This is a genomic window from Rhodococcus sp. 5A-K4 (genome assembly GCF_046097995.1).
GTDB lineage: Bacteria > Actinomycetota > Actinomycetes > Mycobacteriales > Mycobacteriaceae > Rhodococcus_F > Rhodococcus_F erythropolis.
The window spans coordinates 58,154-73,763 of record NZ_JBJURM010000016.1 but is presented as its reverse complement, the minus strand read 5'-3'; the positions used below and the strand labels follow the sequence as shown (position 1 = coordinate 73,763).

Here is a 15,610-nt window from a genome sequence, read left to right as displayed (position 1 = left end):
ATGACCAAGCCCACCACCAACAATTTCGGTATCGCGGTCGCAAGTGATGACGAATCGCTGACCGCGGGTATTCAGGGGCCGGTGCTCCTTCACGACCACTACCTGATCGAGAAGCTCGCGCAGTTCAACCGCGAGCGTGTCCCGGAGCGCATCGTCCACGCCAAGGGCGGCGGCGCTTTCGGTGAACTCGTCATCACACACGACGTCAGCAAGTACACGAAGGCCGCGTTCCTGCAGCCGGGTAAGAAGACCGAGTCGCTCGTCCGCTTCTCCACCGTCGCCGGTGAGCAGGGCAGCCCGGACACCTGGCGCGATCCGCGCGGTTTCGCGATGAAGTTCTACACCGAAGAGGGAAACTACGACCTCGTCGGCAACAACACCCCGGTGTTCTTCATCAAGGACGCCATCAAGTTCCCCGACTTCATCCGTTCGCAGAAGCGACTGCCAGGCTCCGGTCTTCGTGACCACGACATGCAGTGGGACTTCTGGACTCTGCGTCCCGAAACGGCTCACCAGGTGACCTGGTTGATGGGTGACCGCGGTATCCCGAAGACCTGGCGCAACATGGACGGCTTCGGATCGCACACCTACCAGTGGGTCAACGCTGCGGGTGAACGCTTCTGGGTGAAGTACCACTTCAAGACCGATCAGGGCATCGAGTTCCTGACACAGGCAGAAGCAGACAGCCTCGCCGGTAGCGATCCCGACTACCACCGCGCGGATCTGTACAACGCCATCGAGGCCGGTAATTTCCCGAGCTGGACCCTCAAGGTTCAGATCATGCCGGTCGACGAGGCCGAAGGCTACCGCTTCAACCCGTTCGACCTCACCAAGGTCTGGTCCCAGAAGGACTACCCGCTGATCGAGGTCGGCAAGTGGACGCTGAACCGTAACCCGGAGAACTTCTTCGCGCAGATCGAGCAGGCATCCTTCGAGCCGTCGAACGTGGTGCCCGGCATCGGATTCAGCCCGGACAAGATGCTTCTGGGCCGCGTCTTCTCCTACGCCGACGCACATCGTTACCGCATCGGCACCAACTACGCCGACCTGCCGGTCAACGCCCCGAAGAACGAGGTGAACTCCTACTCCAAGGAGGGCGCCATGCGTTACAGCTTCAATTCCCCGTCGACGCCGGTGTACGCACCCAACTCGTACGGCGGACCTCACGCCGATCCGTCTGTTGCCGGTGACGAAGGCCTGTGGTCGTTCGACGGCAAGGCAGTGCGCGCCGGATACATCGAGCACGCCGAGGACGGCGACTTCACGCAGGCCGGAACGCTGGTCCGTGAAGTTCTCGACGACGCAGCTCGTGAGCGCCTGGTGAGCAACATCGTCGGCCACGCCCTTGCCGGCGTCAGCGAAGAAGTTCTACTGCGTGTCTTCGAGTACTGGAAGAACGTCGACGCAGATTTGGGTAAGCGCGTCGAAGAAGGTGTACGCGCAGGTCAGTGACCCGCTGACATGAGCATCGCCTAGGTTTACCGAATGCGGACCGCTGCAAGGGAAATCACTTCCCGGCAGCGGTCCGTTTTTGTCTGCCCAACTACAGCAGTGCGAACCAGTAGACGAAGCATGCCAGAAGGAACACAACCACTGACTCCATGACGACACCCCTGTTCGACGTGCACTTCTGCTGTCCGCACTCTCCATGATCCGCTTCTCGAGCGGAGAATGCTCGGGGCACAAGTTTCGCGAACCGAGGTGTTGGGCAGTCAATTCCCATGGCAACAGGTGCAGTTCTCTTCGACATCGACGGAACGCTCGTCGATTCCAACTATCTGCATGTAGAAGCGTGGTCGCGAGCCTTCTTCGAGGTGGGTCGCCCGGTTGACGCGTGGCGGGTGCACCGCTGCATCGGCAGGGACGGAGACCAACTACTGGAGACGTTGCTCGGCGAAGACATCGACGGGTGCGGGCCTCGGGCCAAGGAACTTCACACCAAGTACTACCGGCAGTCGGCTGACCGTCTCCGAGTACTGCCGGGAGCGCGAGAGTTGATCCGCCGAGTTCACTCGCTCGGACTGCACGTCGTGCTCGCTACCTCGGCGCCCGACGACGAACTGGAGTTGTTGCGCCAGACGCTCGACATCGACGAAATGATCTACGCCGCCACCTCTTCGGAATCCGTCGACGAGGCCAAGCCTGATCCGGACCTGATCGAGATCGCGCTCGCGAAGGCAGGTGTCGACGCTGGCGATGCGGTCATGGTCGGAGACGCCGTCTGGGACATGAAGGCTGCGACATCGGCGGGCGTTGTGGCTGTGGGAGTGCGCAGCGGCGGCATGTCGACCGACGAACTCGACGGCGCGGGTGCGGCGACGGTGTACGACGACGCCCGCGACCTTCTCGACCACCTCGACGGCAGTGTGATTTCCGAACTCGTTTCAGGCCAAGATACCGGGAGTTGATCAGTGATGGCACGATTCGGCTATACCTTGATGACCGAACAGGCCGGCCCGAAAGAACTGGTCCGCCATGCAGTTCGGGCCGAAGAAGTCGGCTTCGACTTCGAAGTGATGAGTGATCATTACTCGCCATGGCTGACCGAGCAGGGGCATGCGCCTTACGCCTGGTCGGTGCTGGGAGCAGTTGCCCATGCCACCGAGCGAGTCGGGTTGATGACGTATGTGACTTGTCCGACCGTCAGGTACCACCCTGCCGTGGTCGCGCAGAAAGCCGCGACGATCCAGATCCTCGCGGACGGGCGCTTCACACTGGGATTGGGAAGTGGCGAGAGCCTGAACGAGCATGTGGTCGGCGAGGGGTGGCCGTCCGTCGACACCCGGCACGACATGCTGCAGGAGGCAGTGAGCATCATTCGCGCACTGCTTGCCGGAGATCTGGTGAGCTGGAAGGGGGAGTACTTCGACGTTCAGTCCGCGCGGATCTGGGATCTCCCGGAGAACCCGGTTCCCCTGGCGCTGGCCATGTCCGGCGACAAGTCCGTCGAGCGGTTCGGTCCGATGGCCGATGACCTGATTGCCGTGCAACCGGATTCGGATCTGGTGCACCAGTGGAAGCATGTTCACGGACGGGCGTACGGGTTGGCGCCAGCAGGCCGGACCATCGGTCAGATTCCGATCTCGTGGGATCCTGATCGCGACACGGCCATCGCTCGCGCTCATCAGCAGTTCCGGTGGTTCGGTGGAGGGTGGTCTGTGAACTCCGAACTACCCACACCGGCGAGTTTCGCAGGTGCGACTCAGTTCGTGCGCAAAGAGGATGTGGCGGAAAGTATTCCGTGTGGTCCTGATCTCGATGTCATCGTGGAGGCAGTCAAGGCGTACACGGATGCCGGGTTCACCGATGTAGCGCTGGTACAGATCGGTGGAGATACCCAAGACCGATTCTTCGACGAGGCAGCCAAGCCACTGCTCGAGGCTCTGCACGTCGAATTGGGTTGATCGAGAAAATCAATCGAGTTCCGCCGAGGGGGCTCGCGTCGAGTCGCGCGCTACCGCCGTGCAGTCGCGCCTGCTGTGCGACGAGGGCCAACCCCAAACCGCTTCCGGCGTCGCCGGCGCCGGTACCACGAACAAATCGTTCGAACATCGCTTCGCGTTCCGACGGCGCGATCACGGTGCCGTTGTCGTCGACGTATACCGTCGCCGAACCGGTGGCAGCCCCTGATCGGACGGTGATCTCGACTTCGTCGGCATTGCCGTGCCGAACGGAGTTGGTGACGGCGTTGGTCAACACCAGACGGATGCCCGCGGGAAAGGCCTGAACCGAAAGTTCTTCCGGTGCTTTCAAACGAACGTCGACCTGAGGGTGCAGACGGCCGGCGTCAGCGACGGCACGATCGGCAACCTCCACGAGATCGACGTCGGCACAATCCTCCGGATCGGCCACTTCACCCAGGGCGAGCGTCTCGAGATCGGTCAGGGTGCGCTCGATCTGGCGCTGCGCCTCCAACAACTCGCTGGAGAGTTCGCGGCGTTGGCTTTCCGTGAGATCCAGTGTTGCGAGAACTTCGAGATCGGTACGCATCGACGTGAGAGGTGTGCGTAGTTCGTGGGCGGAGACGCGAGCGAAATCGCGTGCCGACGCCAACGCCTCTTCGGTGCGGCTTCTATCGGTTTCGATGCGACTGAGCATGCTGTGGATTGCCTCCGACAGTTCTTCGGCTTCGCGCGTTCCACGAACCGACGGTGCCCGGCGCGAGAGTCCTTCGACGTCGAGGTTGTTGCCGATCGAACTGGTGGTCTCGGTCAATTGCTGTAGAGGCCGGACGGCTCGGCCTGTGAGGAACCAGCCGAGCCCGGCCGCGGCAAGGATGGCGACCACTGCCGCAGCGGCCACCTGGAACTGCTGTTCACGGATTGCCTGGGTCAGTGGGTCTTCGGGGATGCTGACGGCCAGTGCGGCGCCGCTGTCGCCGGGCACGAGAACATCCCGACTGCGAACATCGGTGGTAGCCAAGGCGCTGACGGTCGTGGCGTTGAATCCAGGGCTGACCACGAATGGTTCTGTGGTTGCAGTTGGTGTTTCGATGAACAGGGGGCTCGGCGCACTCGCTGCGACGCCCAGGGTGACGGAATCGAGAGTGCGTTCGAGTTGTTCGGATCCGTTGACGCGCAAGAAGACCGCGAACGCAATTCCGATCGCGGCAATCACGATTCCGGCGGCCAGGCCCGACGCGATGGCTACCCGGGTCTGAAGTGACAGCGGCCGCTTCATCGTTCGGCCCTCAGGACGAAGCCCACTCCGCGCACTGTGTGGATCACGCGGGGCGCCCCGTCGACTTCGAGTTTCTTGCGTAGGTAGGTGACGAAGACGTCGACGACATTGGTGTCGGCCGCGAAGTCGTAACCCCAGACGAGTCGCAGGAGTTGTGCGCGACTGAGTACGACACCGGCATGCTCGGCGAGTACCGACAACAGGTCGAATTCTCTTTTGGTGAGCTCGATTCGCCTACCGTCGATGTGTGCTCGATGGCCACGGAGATCGACCGTCAGCGGTCCCACCGTGATCGGATGGTCGACCGACGGAGTGGCTCGCGTCGTGCGTCGTAGCAATGCGCGCAGTCTGGCGACGAGCTCGGCCAATTCGAAGGGCTTGGTGAGGTAGTCGTCGGCGCCCGCCTCCAGCCCCGCGATGCGGTCACCCACGGAACTTCGGGCGCTGAGTACGCAGATCGGAACCTCGTTGCCGATCGCGCGCAGGGCGGTTACCACTCCGACGCCGTCGAGGCCGGGCATGTTGACGTCGAGAACGAGTGCGGCCGGGCATTGCTTGTTCACCGATGACAAGGCCGATCGTCCGTCGACGGCAGTTGCCGTGTCGAAGCCCGACAATCGGAGTCCACGTTCGAGCGAATTCAGAACCTTCGCGTCGTCGTCAACGATCAGGATGCGCTCGCGTGTACTCACTCCAGCCATGGTGCCATCGGATTGCGACCTGGGGCCTCGCTCGGAGCGAGGGCCGCCGCATTCTCATCAACTCCTAAGAAACCGACAACAGATCTGCAGTGTTGGCTTCATAACCTCGGGTTTCTCGGATGCGACCGCGCCGAGAATTCGAGAACGTTCGATCAAGGAGAACAACGATGACGCGATTGAAAGTGAACGGCAAGCGGGCCAGCCGGACCGGTGTGGTGGTGGCGTCGGTGGCGGTCCTCGGTATGGCCGTGGCGCCGGGAATCGCCTGGGCTTCCAACCCGATTTCCGACGGGTCGCCGGTGGCGGTGCGATCGATCGCGACCGCTCCGTCAGAGGCGGGTGTGGCTCCGGAAGTAGCGTGTGGTGCCGCGACGCCGATTTCCGACGAGGAGCTGCAGAAGCTCATCGACGAGGGCAAGGTTGTGCGCGCCGAGGAGGCGGGCACAGCCGCAATCACGATCGAAGTCCCTGGCGACGCCGCGACATTCATTGCGCGTGAAGGGGTGCCGGCGTTGCCGACCGTCGAATGGGCTCCGGCGATCGAGGGTGTTCCGGCAGAGGTGCTCAACATGGCAGGCGTCGCTCCGCTGGAGGAAGGCGTTGCCCTGTCATGCGCGGTTGCTGCGGGCTGACGAGCGAAAAAAGCTCCGCATGAACCGCTTTGACCTGGAACGGTACGGCCGTACTCAACCAGGTCCGGAGGTTGGTCAACCCTGTCGGTAGCACTTGCTACGTTCGGGGCGGTCTCGGCGAGCATGCCGAGACCGTCGCCGACGGCGTCATGTGTGTGGTGTCTTGCAGAGGGTGCGGTACGGCCTGATGCGGGGCGCGTTTCGAAAGGTGTTGTGTTTCATGGTCATGGGCCCCACCCACGCGATGTCCGGTGCTGCTGTGGGGTTGGTGGTTGCAGAGTTGTTGCCTCTCGATTGGGGAGGGCCCACATCCACCGCTGAAACCTTGACCTTTGCCGGTGTGTGCGCGGGAGCCGCCTTGCTTCCCGACCTCGATACCGGTCAGTCGACGGTTTCCCGATCATTCGGTCCGCTCAGCAAAGCGCTGGCCAAAGGTATCGACGCAATTTCGGTGACCTTCTACCGCATCACCAGAGGCAAGAAGGACGGCAAGCGTCGTGGTGGGCATCGGACGCTCACGCACACCGCGCTGTTTGCCGCCGGTCTTGGGGCCGGGGTCTCGGCGCTGGTTGTTCAGTTCGGGAAGCCCGCCATCATCATCACGCTGTTCTTCTGCCTCGGGCTGGCGATCCGAGGATTGGCGGGTGAATTGGCCAAGGAGAAGGGGTGGCTCGCCGTCTCCGCCGTTGCGTTGGTGCTCTCGGCCCTCACCTGGCAGTGGTATCCGAGTGAGGCCGGATCCACCGGGCTAGGTGTTGCAGTGGCACTGGGCTGCGCCACACACTGTCTCGGCGATGCGATCACCAAGGAAGGGGTGCCGTTTCTCGCGCCCCTGATTCCGCTCGGCGGCAAGCGGTGGTGGGAACAACGGCTGCCGTCATTTCTGTCCATCCGCGCAGGTGGGAACCTCGAGAAGATTCTGATCGGGCCGGCGCTGACGGTCCTGACTGCCTGGTTGATCATCAGTGCTTTCGACGGCGCCCCGGAAGCGATCTACGCCGTCTTCGCTCCGATGGTGCAGTGAGCATCTAAATCTTTTATTACGGAACCACTGGCATCGTAATCATATTTGTTCTACGTTCGTCCCTGACATGAACCGAGTCGGCTGACGGAGTGAGCAGTGGTGCATCAAGCAGAGCGCAAGGCGGAGCACAGCTCGAGAGAAGACGGTGTGAGCCGGCGCGGATTTCTCGCAGCGAGTGTCGCCGCAGCTGCTCTCGCGGGTATTTCCTGGGCACCGGCGGGAGCTGTTCCCTGGGGCTCGGCATCGACCATCGCGCCACCGCCCGGATTTCCGTCGGACATTCCGTTGTCACAGCAGGCATACGCGAACTGGTCGCGAGAAATCATGCTCGAGAGTGTGTGGACGGCGACGGCGCGTCACAGCGACGACGTCGTCACCCTCGCCAACTGGGCGTTCGACAACGGGTACACAGTGCGTGCGAAGGGAACGATGCACGGGTGGAGTCCGTTGACGGTGGTGCCCGGCGCGCCTTCGGATCGAGTTCTGCTGGTCGATACGATGGCGAACTTGAATTCGGTTGTGGTGCAGCACGGCACGCCCGCAACCGTCACGGCGGGCGCCGGCGCCAGTATCGAAGCGATTCTGACAGCGCTCGAGCGCGAGGGGCTCGGCTGGGCCAACGCTCCGGCGATCGGTGAGCTGTCCATCGCCGGCGCGCTGGCGATCGGCGCTCACGGGGCAACCTATCCGGCGGTGGGGGAGACGATCACCCCTGGTCAATCGTATGGTTCGCTGAGCAATCTGATCACCGAGATCACGGTGGTGGCGTGGGACGAAGGCCGCAATCGATACGGGCTGAAGACTTTTCACCGATCAGATGACGAGATCACGGCTTTCCTGACTCACCTGGGCCGAACCTTCGTCACCTCCGTGACGCTGCAAGCCGGGGAGAATTATCGGCTGCGGTGCCAGAGTTTCACCGACATTCCGTGGCAAGAACTCTTTGCTGCTCCCGGTTCGCCAGGGCGTACCTACGAGAGTTTTGTCGAGAAATCCGGACGGGTGGAGGCGATCTGGTTCCCGTTCACGCAAACACCGTGGCTCAAGGTCTGGACGCCGACCCCGGTCAAACCACCGGAGTCCCGAGAGGTGAGCGGGCCGTACAACTACTTCTTCTCCGACGCGATTCCCGAAGAAGTCACCACCCCGTTGGGGATGGTGGCGCAGGGCCTTCAAGCTGCGACACCGCTGTTCGGCGCCTCTCAGTTCGGAGCTGTAGCAGCAGGATTGGCGCTGACCGACACCGACGATCTGTGGGGCTGGTCAAAAGATGTTCTGTTCTACCTGCGGCACACGACGTTGCGCGTAGTAGCGGGCGGCGGCGCGGTGATCACCAAGCGGTCCAACATCGGCCGAGTCGTCCACGAGATGACGAGTTGGTTGAACGAGCGAATGACGCACTACGCGTCGCGGGGGCAGTATCCCGTCAACATGCCGTTCGAAGTGCGTCTCTGTGGTGTCGATGACAGTGGCGAAGTCCTTGTCGACAGCGCCGGCGTGCCGGATCTGTCAGCGGTGCGGCCCCGGGCGGATCGTCAGGACTGGGATACGGCGATCTGGATGAACGTGGTCTCGATTCCCGGCACCGCGGGATTGCCCGCGTTCCTTCGCGAGATGGAACGGTGGATGGTCGCGAACTACTCCGGCGATTACGCGACTTTCCGTCCGGAGTGGTCCAAGGGATGGGCATTCACCGATCAAGCTGCGTACCAGGACGACGAATTCCTCACCAGCACAGTGCCTGCCACCTTCCGTGCCGGTGGCGACGGGAACTGGGACTTCGCTCTCGCCACTCTGGACGAACACGACCCGCACCGCGTCTTCAGCAATACGTTCATCGACCGCGTCTTGCCGCCCAGCTGAATCTCCTACTGCGGTAGTGGTTTGCGCCAGCGCACGTCGGAGATGCGGATGCGCTGATTGTTGTCACCGTTCCAGTCGACGCTCAGTCCCTGGGCTCGGAGTGCGTCGGCTACCTGGCGCCCGACGGTCTGATCGGTGTGCGCGATCATCTGTGCCTTGGCGGTTTCGTCGCCGCCGAACGCGGCGGAGACCAGCGCGGGATCGAGATCGTGGGCCGGACGAAACGCACTGTAGGACAAGTAGAGATCGGACGGCTCGTCGCCGAGACGCTCCGCATCTTGCATGTGGAAGAACGTGTACGCCCACTGAGCAAAGGGATACCCGTTCTCGTCCGGTTCGGACGGCGTGCGTTCGTCGTCGATTTCGGTAGTGCCGCACTGCATGCAGCAGGTGAAGTTCATGCGGGCCACGATGCCGCTGCGCTCGAGTTCTGCGAAGGCGGCGGATACGCGCTCGAAGTCGCCGGGACCCGTCCACTGGGTCTGCTCCCCGAGCCTTCGGTCCCAGACCTCACGCACTACTGCGTCGATCTGTCTGCCGAGTTCATCGTTCTCGAAACCGCCCTCGACACAGTCTCGGGCGGCTTCGCAGATTTCGTCGAACGTCGCGAAACCGGGGACTACCAATTCGCGTGCTTGCTCACGGACGGCCACGATGTCGGCCGCGCTGAGCACCGTTGCAGGCTGACGTGACCGTGCTGACCGTGACGGTGCTGACCGTGACCAGGGCAATCGCATACCGGCACCGTACTGCACCGATCCGGCCGTCAGGCGTCGGCTGCTGCCTTTGTTTCCTCCTCGGTCGACGGGGCAGGCTTGTTCGGGATGAGCGCGGTGGCGATCAGGCCGACCACGACAAATCCGGCCGCAAGGTATCCGCCGAGTGTGATCCCGTGAGTCATTGCAGACTGTGCAGCGTCGGCGACGAAAGCGGTGCTCGGTGACCCGGCCAGCGAGTCGATGGCGGCGCCCGCGCTGTCGGTGACAGCACGCGTCAACTGATCAGCCTGAGCTTGGTCGACACCGGACTCGGTGAGGTCGTTGTTCAGCGTGGAATTGAGAGTGCTGAAGAAGACCGTGGTGAGGACAGCGATGCCCAGTGCGGATCCGAGTTGGCGGAACGCACTCTGAATGCCGGAGCCTTGACCGGCGCTCTGCTCGGGAATCTCCTCGAGCACGACGTTGGTCACCTGCGCAGTCGCAAAACCGACACCGATGCCGTAGAAGAAGAGCACTGCGGCGATAGTCCACCAGGGGCTGTCTGTTGCAGCGATGAATCCGAGACCGGCGAGACCGAGCGCTTCGAGGGCCAAACCGATACGGACCAAGCCCAACGGCGAGACCTTCGACGCCATTCCGAAGCTCGCACCACTGGCGACAAAGCTGCCGATGGCAATGGGAACCAGCGCGAGCCCTGCCTGGAGTGCGCTGTACCCGAGCGTGAACTGAAGCCAGAGGGGAAGCACCGCAACGATTCCGAACTCACCGAGCCCGATGATCAGCGTCGCGATGTTGCCGTTGCGGAACGACGAGATGGAGAACAGCCGTACGTCCATCAGCGCCCGCGACGGATCGTCGCTGCGGGTGAGCATGGTTTGACGGTAGGCGAACGCACCGAGCGACAGAACGGCGAGAACCAACGCCACCAGAACCGGCGACGGTCCGCTGGACCACGACAGGCCGAACAGATCGAAGGGTTCCTTCGTCGTCAGCCACCCATACGTACGTCCCTCGACGAGGCCGAAGGCGAGCAGGCCCAGGCCGGCGATGGACAGTGCCGCTCCGGTGGTGTCGATGCGCCCAGCGGTGCGGGGTGAGGGCGCGATGAACAGCACAGCGCCGATCAGAATGAGCGCGGCAAGCGGAATATTGATGCCGAATGCCCAACGCCATGAGGCATGTTCGGCAAGCCAGCCGCCGAGTAGTGGGCCGAGGGCGGAAGCAGCACCGATGGTGGAACCCCAGACTGCGAAGGCCTGGCCGCGGGCTTTGCCGGTGAACATCGCGTTCAGAAGCGACAGTGAGGTGGGCAGGATCATGGCCGCGCCGGCGCCCTGCAGGAATCGCGCCAGGATGAGCAGGCCGCCGTTCGGTGCCAGTCCGGCCAGTAGGCTCGTTGCGCCGAACACGACGACACCGGCGATGAAGATGCGACGGGCGCCGACCAGGTCCGCAACTCTGCCGACCAATAGCAGGAGCGCCGCGAACACGATTGCGTAGGACTCTTGGATCCATTGAGCCTGAACGGAGTTGATTCCGAGATCTTCGATGATCGAGGGAACTATGACGTTGACGATAGTGGTGTCGACGACGATCAGTGCCACGCCGAGTGCGATGGCGATCAGGCCCAACCACTTGCGAGTGGTGGGTGAGATGTTCACGAATAAACCTCCATTGTGAAGTAACTTCACAGTGAAGGTATATTTGAGGCGGTAAGTTGTCAACGTGCGCGCTGGGCTCGACCGGCCGCCGTCTGGCACAGGAAAGGTGGGATCACGGGGTGGAAGCACCGCGCGACATCTCCGTGGAGCGGGAGCGGCTGATGGACGAATTCCGCGCGTACGGTGGGACGTTCACCGAATTCAGTCATCGATTCGCGTCGTGGCTCGGCCTGCATTCCACCGACGCGACTGCCTTGATGGAAATCACCGCTGCCGAGGAGAAGGGGGCGCCGCTCTCGCCCGCCCGCCTCGGAGAGCGGATCTCGCTGACGTCGGGCGCAACCACCGCGTTGCTCAACCGCCTGGAGAAGGCGGGACATATCGTCCGGACCCGTGAGAATGCAGACCGTCGCGTGGTCACGCTGCACAGCAGTGCGCATGTGCAGGACCTCGCGGACGAGTTCTTCGGCCCACTTGCCGTGCGACTCGACGCCATGATGGAGAAATACCCGCCCGAACTGCTCAGTCGATTCGAGGAATTTCTCGTCGACCTGCACTCGACGATGAACGAACACCTCGAGCAGGACAACCGCTGAACAAAAAAGCCGCCCGACTCCGGAGAGTCGGGCGGCTTTTTTGTGTCGGTGACGGCTACTTGCCGAGCTTGGCCTGCAGGTCGTCGAGAACCAGGCCTGCGCCTGTCGGGCCGAGGCCCAGGAACCAGGTCTCGTCACTCACCTCGGTGGCGCGGCCTTCCTTGACTGCGTCCATGCTTGCCCACAGCGGACCGGCGACAACGGTGGTCTGACCGGTGTCTGCGGGATTTCCGTAGCTGGAGTAGAAGATTCGGTCACCCTCTGCCTCGGTGATCGTTTCCGGGCTGACCTCGACGGCCAACTCGTTGATGTCCTGGATCGCCGGGCGTGGCAGGCCGACATCCTTCAAGATGACGCCGATGAACGACAGGTTGCCGTACAGGCGCAGCTTCCCGGACATGAAGCGAACCAGCGAGATAGTCGGCGAACCGTCGATCGACTCACGGACCTGATCCGCGTGCGTCTGGTAGTCGTTGAGAACCTGCTCGGCCTTGGTCTCCTCGCCGAGTGCGTCACCGGCAAGGAGGAAGTTCTCCTTCCACGGGAAGCCGGGGCGGATGCTGAAGACCGTCGGCGCGATTGCCGCGAGCTGCGGGTAAAGCTTGTCCTGGCGCAACTTGCTGCCGAGGATCAGATCTGGCTGCAGTGCGGTGATCGCCTCGAGGTTGAGGTTGTTGGTCGTGCCGACATCGGGGACGCCGACCAATTTGTCAGCCAGGTACGACGGCTGACCGGCGGCACTTTCCGGGCTGGCGATGCCGACCGGGGTGATCCCGAGCGATAGGACCTCGTCGAGTTCGCCACTGTCGAGGACGACGACGCGGGTCGGCTTGGCCTCGAGGGTGGTCTCGCCCAGAGCATGGGTGATGGTGCGTGGGAACTCGCCGGGCGCAGCATCGCTGCCGAGCTTCGCGGTTTCCGTGTCGGCGGTGCTGAACAGCTTGCCGCCGGTTGCGACATCGGTGTTGCCGTTTGCGTTGCCGCCGGCGTCGGAAGAACCGCAGGCCGTAGCGGCAAAAACAGTCGCCAGGGCAAGCAGGGCGACCCGGACCGACGTGCGGCTCCGGAGAGTGGTGCGTGAATGCATTAGGCTACCCTACCTTCCGGCTATCGGGCTTGGTCAGAGAGGTATCCGCACCGTTGATGTCAGGTGAGCAGCGCGTCAGGTCTCGCTCAGCGGGACCGCTACGCAATTCGGACTACAGGGTGCGACCAACGTGTTAGCTTCGCGAAAGACCTGTACTGGTAAGCGAAGACGCGTGTAGTGAGGATTTCGATGACCCTGAACATTGCCGATCTGTTCGAGGCCGTTGCCGATGCGATCCCCGATCGGGTTCCCTTGATTCTGGAAGATTCGCGGTTGAGCTACGCCGAACTCGAACTGCGATCGAACCGACTCGCACATCATCTGCAGTCCGTCGGCGTCGAGCCGGGGCAGCACGTCGGTATTCACATGCGTAACTGCGTCGAGTACGTCGAAGCGCTCCTGGCTTGCTTGAAGATCAGAGCGGTGCCGATCAACGTCAACTTCCGCTATACCGATGCAGAACTCCTGTACATCTACATCAACTCTCAAATGGTGGCATTACTCGTCGAAGAGGAATTCGTGCCGACGGCATTGGCCGTGGTTCCGCAGTGTCCGGAGATCTCCCACGTGCTGATCGTCGGCGACGACTATGAGAACGCCCTTGCCGCGCAGACTGATACTCGCGACTTCGCCCCGCGAAGCAACGACGACCATTTCATCATCTACACCGGCGGTACAACCGGAATGCCCAAGGGCGTGGTGTGGCGGCACGAGGACTTCTTCTTCGCAGCCCTGTCCGGAGCGAACCTCAGCGGGCCGCCGCGTCGGAGTCTCGAAGAGGTTGTGGATGCGGCCGTGGCGAACACCAATCCGACTGTGCTGCTACTAATCCCGCCGCTCATGCATGGAGCCGCGATCTATTCACTGCTCACGGCTTTCCTCATGGGAGCGCCCCGAGTGCTGACTCGCAGCTTCGATCCGACGGAAGTGCTGCGACTGGTCGAGGCCGAGAAGATCACCGGAATCACCGTCGTCGGCGACGCGATTGCTCGGCCGATCGCCGACGCCATCGCCGCAAGCGAAGGCCGGTACGATCTTTCGACTCTCAAACTGATCGGGTCGGGTGGCGCATTGTTCTCCCCGAACCTGAAGGCAGAACTGACAACCCGATTACCGGGACTGGTGATCAAGGATGCCTTCGGTGCTTCGGAATCCGGCAACGACGGCGTCGTCGAATTCGGTGAGGACGGTTCAAAGCGAATTCGATCCAACCCCAACATGATTCTTGTCGACGACGAATTTCGTCGCATCGAACCAGGCTCGGGCACAACCGGTTTCATCGCCAGGGCCGGCCATGTCCCCGTGGCCTACTTCGACGACCCCGCCAAGACTGCTGCAACTTTTCCTGTCGTCGACGGGGTGCGTCTGGCGGTACTCGGGGACATGGGCACGATGGAAGCCGACGGAACCATCGTGCTGCTCGGGCGCGGTTCGATGTGCATCAACTCCGGCGGCGAGAAGGTCTACCCCGAAGAAGTGGAGCAGGCGCTCAAAACTCACCCGGCAGTTTTCGACGCTTTGGTAGCGGGCGCGCCCGACGCACGATTCGGTGAGAAGGTTGCCGCTGTCGTGCAGGTTCGACCGGGGTTCGAAGATGTTGCGACGGAATCATTGTCGGAGCACTGCCGCACCCACGTGGCTGGGTACAAGATCCCCCGGTCGATCGTGCTGGTACCCAGCATCCTCCGCTCGCCCAGTGGGAAGGCCGACTACCGTTGGGCTCGCGAAACCGTAGCGGGAGTGTGAATCACCTTCCGATACTTCGGACGACGCACCACTCGTTTCCCTCTGGATCCAGCAGCACCTGAAAGGTACCGGCCGGGTCCTGCTGGACAGTACCGACCCGAGTTGCGCCGAGGCGCTCGGCGGCCTCGGTTGCAGCGACGACGTCATCCACGCTGACGTCGATGTGTAGACGATTCTTCGTCAGCTTGGATTCCGGTACGCGCTGGAACGCGAGGCGGGTCCATCCTGGAGGGTCGACAAACGCCCACGCGGTGTTTCGCTCCACTGGTTGTCCGCCGAGGATTCCGGCCCAGAATTTCGCCAGTGCGATAGGAGACGAGCAGTCGACGACCACCTCATCAACCTGCCCGATCACCGCTTCACAGCTCCGCTGAATTCGGCTGTCACAGCTGCGCTCAATTCGGCTGTCACAGCCAGGGCTCGATCGGCTTCTTCACCCACATGATCTTCTCGTCCGGATGCTCACGCCGAGCTTCGGGACGGTCAGGGTTAGCGGCTGCCCACACAGCTTTCTCGTCGAGCAGTCCGGCCGCGATGGTCCAGGTCTCCCGCGTGCTCGGCGGATTGGCGCCGGCCGCACGTGCGAGTTTGCGCAGTCGATCGTCGGGCATCTCGAGCAACTCTGCGCTACTGATATCGCGATCCCAGGCGAACTTGGCCAGGCCGACGGCTTTCTCGCGTCGGCTACGGCTCGCCATGTCGTTGTGCGCAAAGTCTGGTTGGGATGCCACGGCTTCACCTTATCGTCAACGCAATCGAGGCCCTCCCGCGTGAGCGGAAGGGCCTCGATTGCTGTTCTTCACTGTCGGGGTGGCGGGATTTGAACCCACGACCTCTTCGTCCCGAACGAAGCGCGCTACCAAGCTGCGCCACACCCCGTGTCGAACCTCGGTTAGCTTAC

At 62.6% G+C, this 15,610-nt stretch carries 15 protein-coding genes and 1 tRNA gene; 8 read left to right on the top strand and 8 right to left on the bottom strand.

Annotated elements, in window-relative coordinates:
• The 3 genes from ACKAMS_RS20665 (at nt 1) to ACKAMS_RS20655 (ending at nt 3,404) form a co-directional block, all read left to right on the top strand.
• The gene (locus tag ACKAMS_RS20665) at nt 1-1,452 is read left to right on the top strand and encodes a catalase (protein ID WP_019746589.1); all 1,452 of its coding nucleotides are present in this window, start codon (nt 1-3) and stop codon (nt 1,450-1,452) included.
• Nucleotides 1,453-1,721: 269 nt separating this feature from the next.
• A complete protein-coding gene (locus ACKAMS_RS20660) occupies nt 1,722-2,408 on the top strand; it encodes an HAD family hydrolase (protein ID WP_408989452.1) in 687 nt (228 codons plus the stop codon).
• A gap of 6 nt (nt 2,409-2,414) precedes the next feature.
• Complete coding sequence (locus ACKAMS_RS20655; RefSeq protein ID WP_020723628.1) at nt 2,415-3,404, top strand: LLM class F420-dependent oxidoreductase; 990 nt, start codon at nt 2,415-2,417, stop codon at nt 3,402-3,404.
• On the opposite strand, the gene ACKAMS_RS20650 is transcribed toward ACKAMS_RS20655, so the two are convergent.
• Together ACKAMS_RS20650 and ACKAMS_RS20645 are read right to left on the bottom strand one after the other, a co-directional pair.
• The gene (locus tag ACKAMS_RS20650) at nt 3,301-4,680 is read right to left on the bottom strand and encodes a sensor histidine kinase (protein WP_408989451.1); all 1,380 of its coding nucleotides are present in this window, start codon (nt 4,678-4,680) and stop codon (nt 3,301-3,303) included. The genes ACKAMS_RS20655 and ACKAMS_RS20650 overlap by 104 nt on opposite strands.
• Nucleotides 4,677-5,381: a response regulator transcription factor gene (locus ACKAMS_RS20645; protein ID WP_003943475.1), complete on the bottom strand. Its 705-nt coding sequence runs from the start codon at nt 5,379-5,381 to the stop codon at nt 4,677-4,679. Before ACKAMS_RS20645 ends, ACKAMS_RS20650 begins: the two co-directional genes overlap by 4 nt.
• 167 nt (nt 5,382-5,548) lie before the next feature.
• Here ACKAMS_RS20645 and ACKAMS_RS20640 point away from each other — a divergent pair, with 167 nt between their 5' ends.
• The 3 genes from ACKAMS_RS20640 (at nt 5,549) to ACKAMS_RS20630 (ending at nt 8,900) form a co-directional block, all read left to right on the top strand.
• Complete coding sequence (locus ACKAMS_RS20640; RefSeq protein ID WP_019746594.1) at nt 5,549-6,013, top strand: hypothetical protein; 465 nt, start codon at nt 5,549-5,551, stop codon at nt 6,011-6,013.
• A gap of 220 nt (nt 6,014-6,233) precedes the next feature.
• Nucleotides 6,234-7,037: a metal-dependent hydrolase gene (locus tag ACKAMS_RS20635; RefSeq protein WP_060939232.1), complete on the top strand. Its 804-nt coding sequence runs from the start codon at nt 6,234-6,236 to the stop codon at nt 7,035-7,037.
• Nucleotides 7,038-7,133: 96 nt separating this feature from the next.
• Complete coding sequence (locus tag ACKAMS_RS20630; protein ID WP_408989450.1) at nt 7,134-8,900, top strand: cholesterol oxidase substrate-binding domain-containing protein; 1,767 nt, start codon at nt 7,134-7,136, stop codon at nt 8,898-8,900.
• Nucleotides 8,901-8,905: 5 nt separating this feature from the next.
• On the opposite strand, the gene ACKAMS_RS20625 is transcribed toward ACKAMS_RS20630, so the two are convergent.
• Entirely contained in the window at nt 8,906-9,574 is a 669-nt protein-coding gene (locus tag ACKAMS_RS20625; RefSeq protein ID WP_019746597.1) for a DUF6891 domain-containing protein, read from the bottom strand.
• A 92-nt stretch (nt 9,575-9,666) separates the two neighbouring features.
• Nucleotides 9,667-11,280, bottom strand: coding sequence for a DHA2 family efflux MFS transporter permease subunit (locus tag ACKAMS_RS20620; RefSeq protein WP_030535688.1), 1,614 nt, complete (start codon nt 11,278-11,280; stop codon nt 9,667-9,669).
• Between the two features lie 119 nt (nt 11,281-11,399).
• On the opposite strand from ACKAMS_RS20620, the gene ACKAMS_RS20615 reads away from it, so the two are divergent.
• Nucleotides 11,400-11,876 carry a MarR family winged helix-turn-helix transcriptional regulator gene (locus ACKAMS_RS20615; protein WP_020905958.1) on the top strand — a complete coding sequence of 159 codons (477 nt, stop codon included), beginning with the start codon at nt 11,400-11,402 and terminating at the stop codon, nt 11,874-11,876.
• Nucleotides 11,877-11,931: 55 nt separating this feature from the next.
• Here the strand turns inward: ACKAMS_RS20615 and ACKAMS_RS20610 are convergent, their stop codons facing one another.
• Nucleotides 11,932-12,963: an ABC transporter substrate-binding protein gene (locus tag ACKAMS_RS20610; protein ID WP_408989449.1), complete on the bottom strand. Its 1,032-nt coding sequence runs from the start codon at nt 12,961-12,963 to the stop codon at nt 11,932-11,934.
• Nucleotides 12,964-13,152: 189 nt separating this feature from the next.
• On the opposite strand from ACKAMS_RS20610, the gene ACKAMS_RS20605 reads away from it, so the two are divergent.
• On the top strand, nt 13,153-14,709 hold the full coding sequence (locus ACKAMS_RS20605) for an acyl-CoA synthetase (protein WP_408989448.1): 1,557 nt from the start codon (nt 13,153-13,155) through the stop codon (nt 14,707-14,709).
• 1 nt (nt 14,710) lies between these two features.
• Here ACKAMS_RS20605 and ACKAMS_RS20600 read toward each other — a convergent pair whose 3' ends face one another.
• The 3 genes from ACKAMS_RS20600 to ACKAMS_RS20590 all read right to left on the bottom strand — a co-directional run bounded on the left by ACKAMS_RS20600 (nt 14,711) and on the right by ACKAMS_RS20590 (nt 15,588).
• Nucleotides 14,711-15,064: a VOC family protein gene (locus ACKAMS_RS20600; protein WP_029254326.1), complete on the bottom strand. Its 354-nt coding sequence runs from the start codon at nt 15,062-15,064 to the stop codon at nt 14,711-14,713.
• A 52-nt stretch (nt 15,065-15,116) separates the two neighbouring features.
• Complete coding sequence (locus ACKAMS_RS20595) at nt 15,117-15,440, bottom strand: hypothetical protein (protein WP_019746603.1); 324 nt, start codon at nt 15,438-15,440, stop codon at nt 15,117-15,119.
• A 74-nt stretch (nt 15,441-15,514) separates the two neighbouring features.
• Nucleotides 15,515-15,588 (bottom strand) — tRNA-Pro (locus tag ACKAMS_RS20590).
• Between the last annotated feature and the right edge of the window lie 22 nt (nt 15,589-15,610).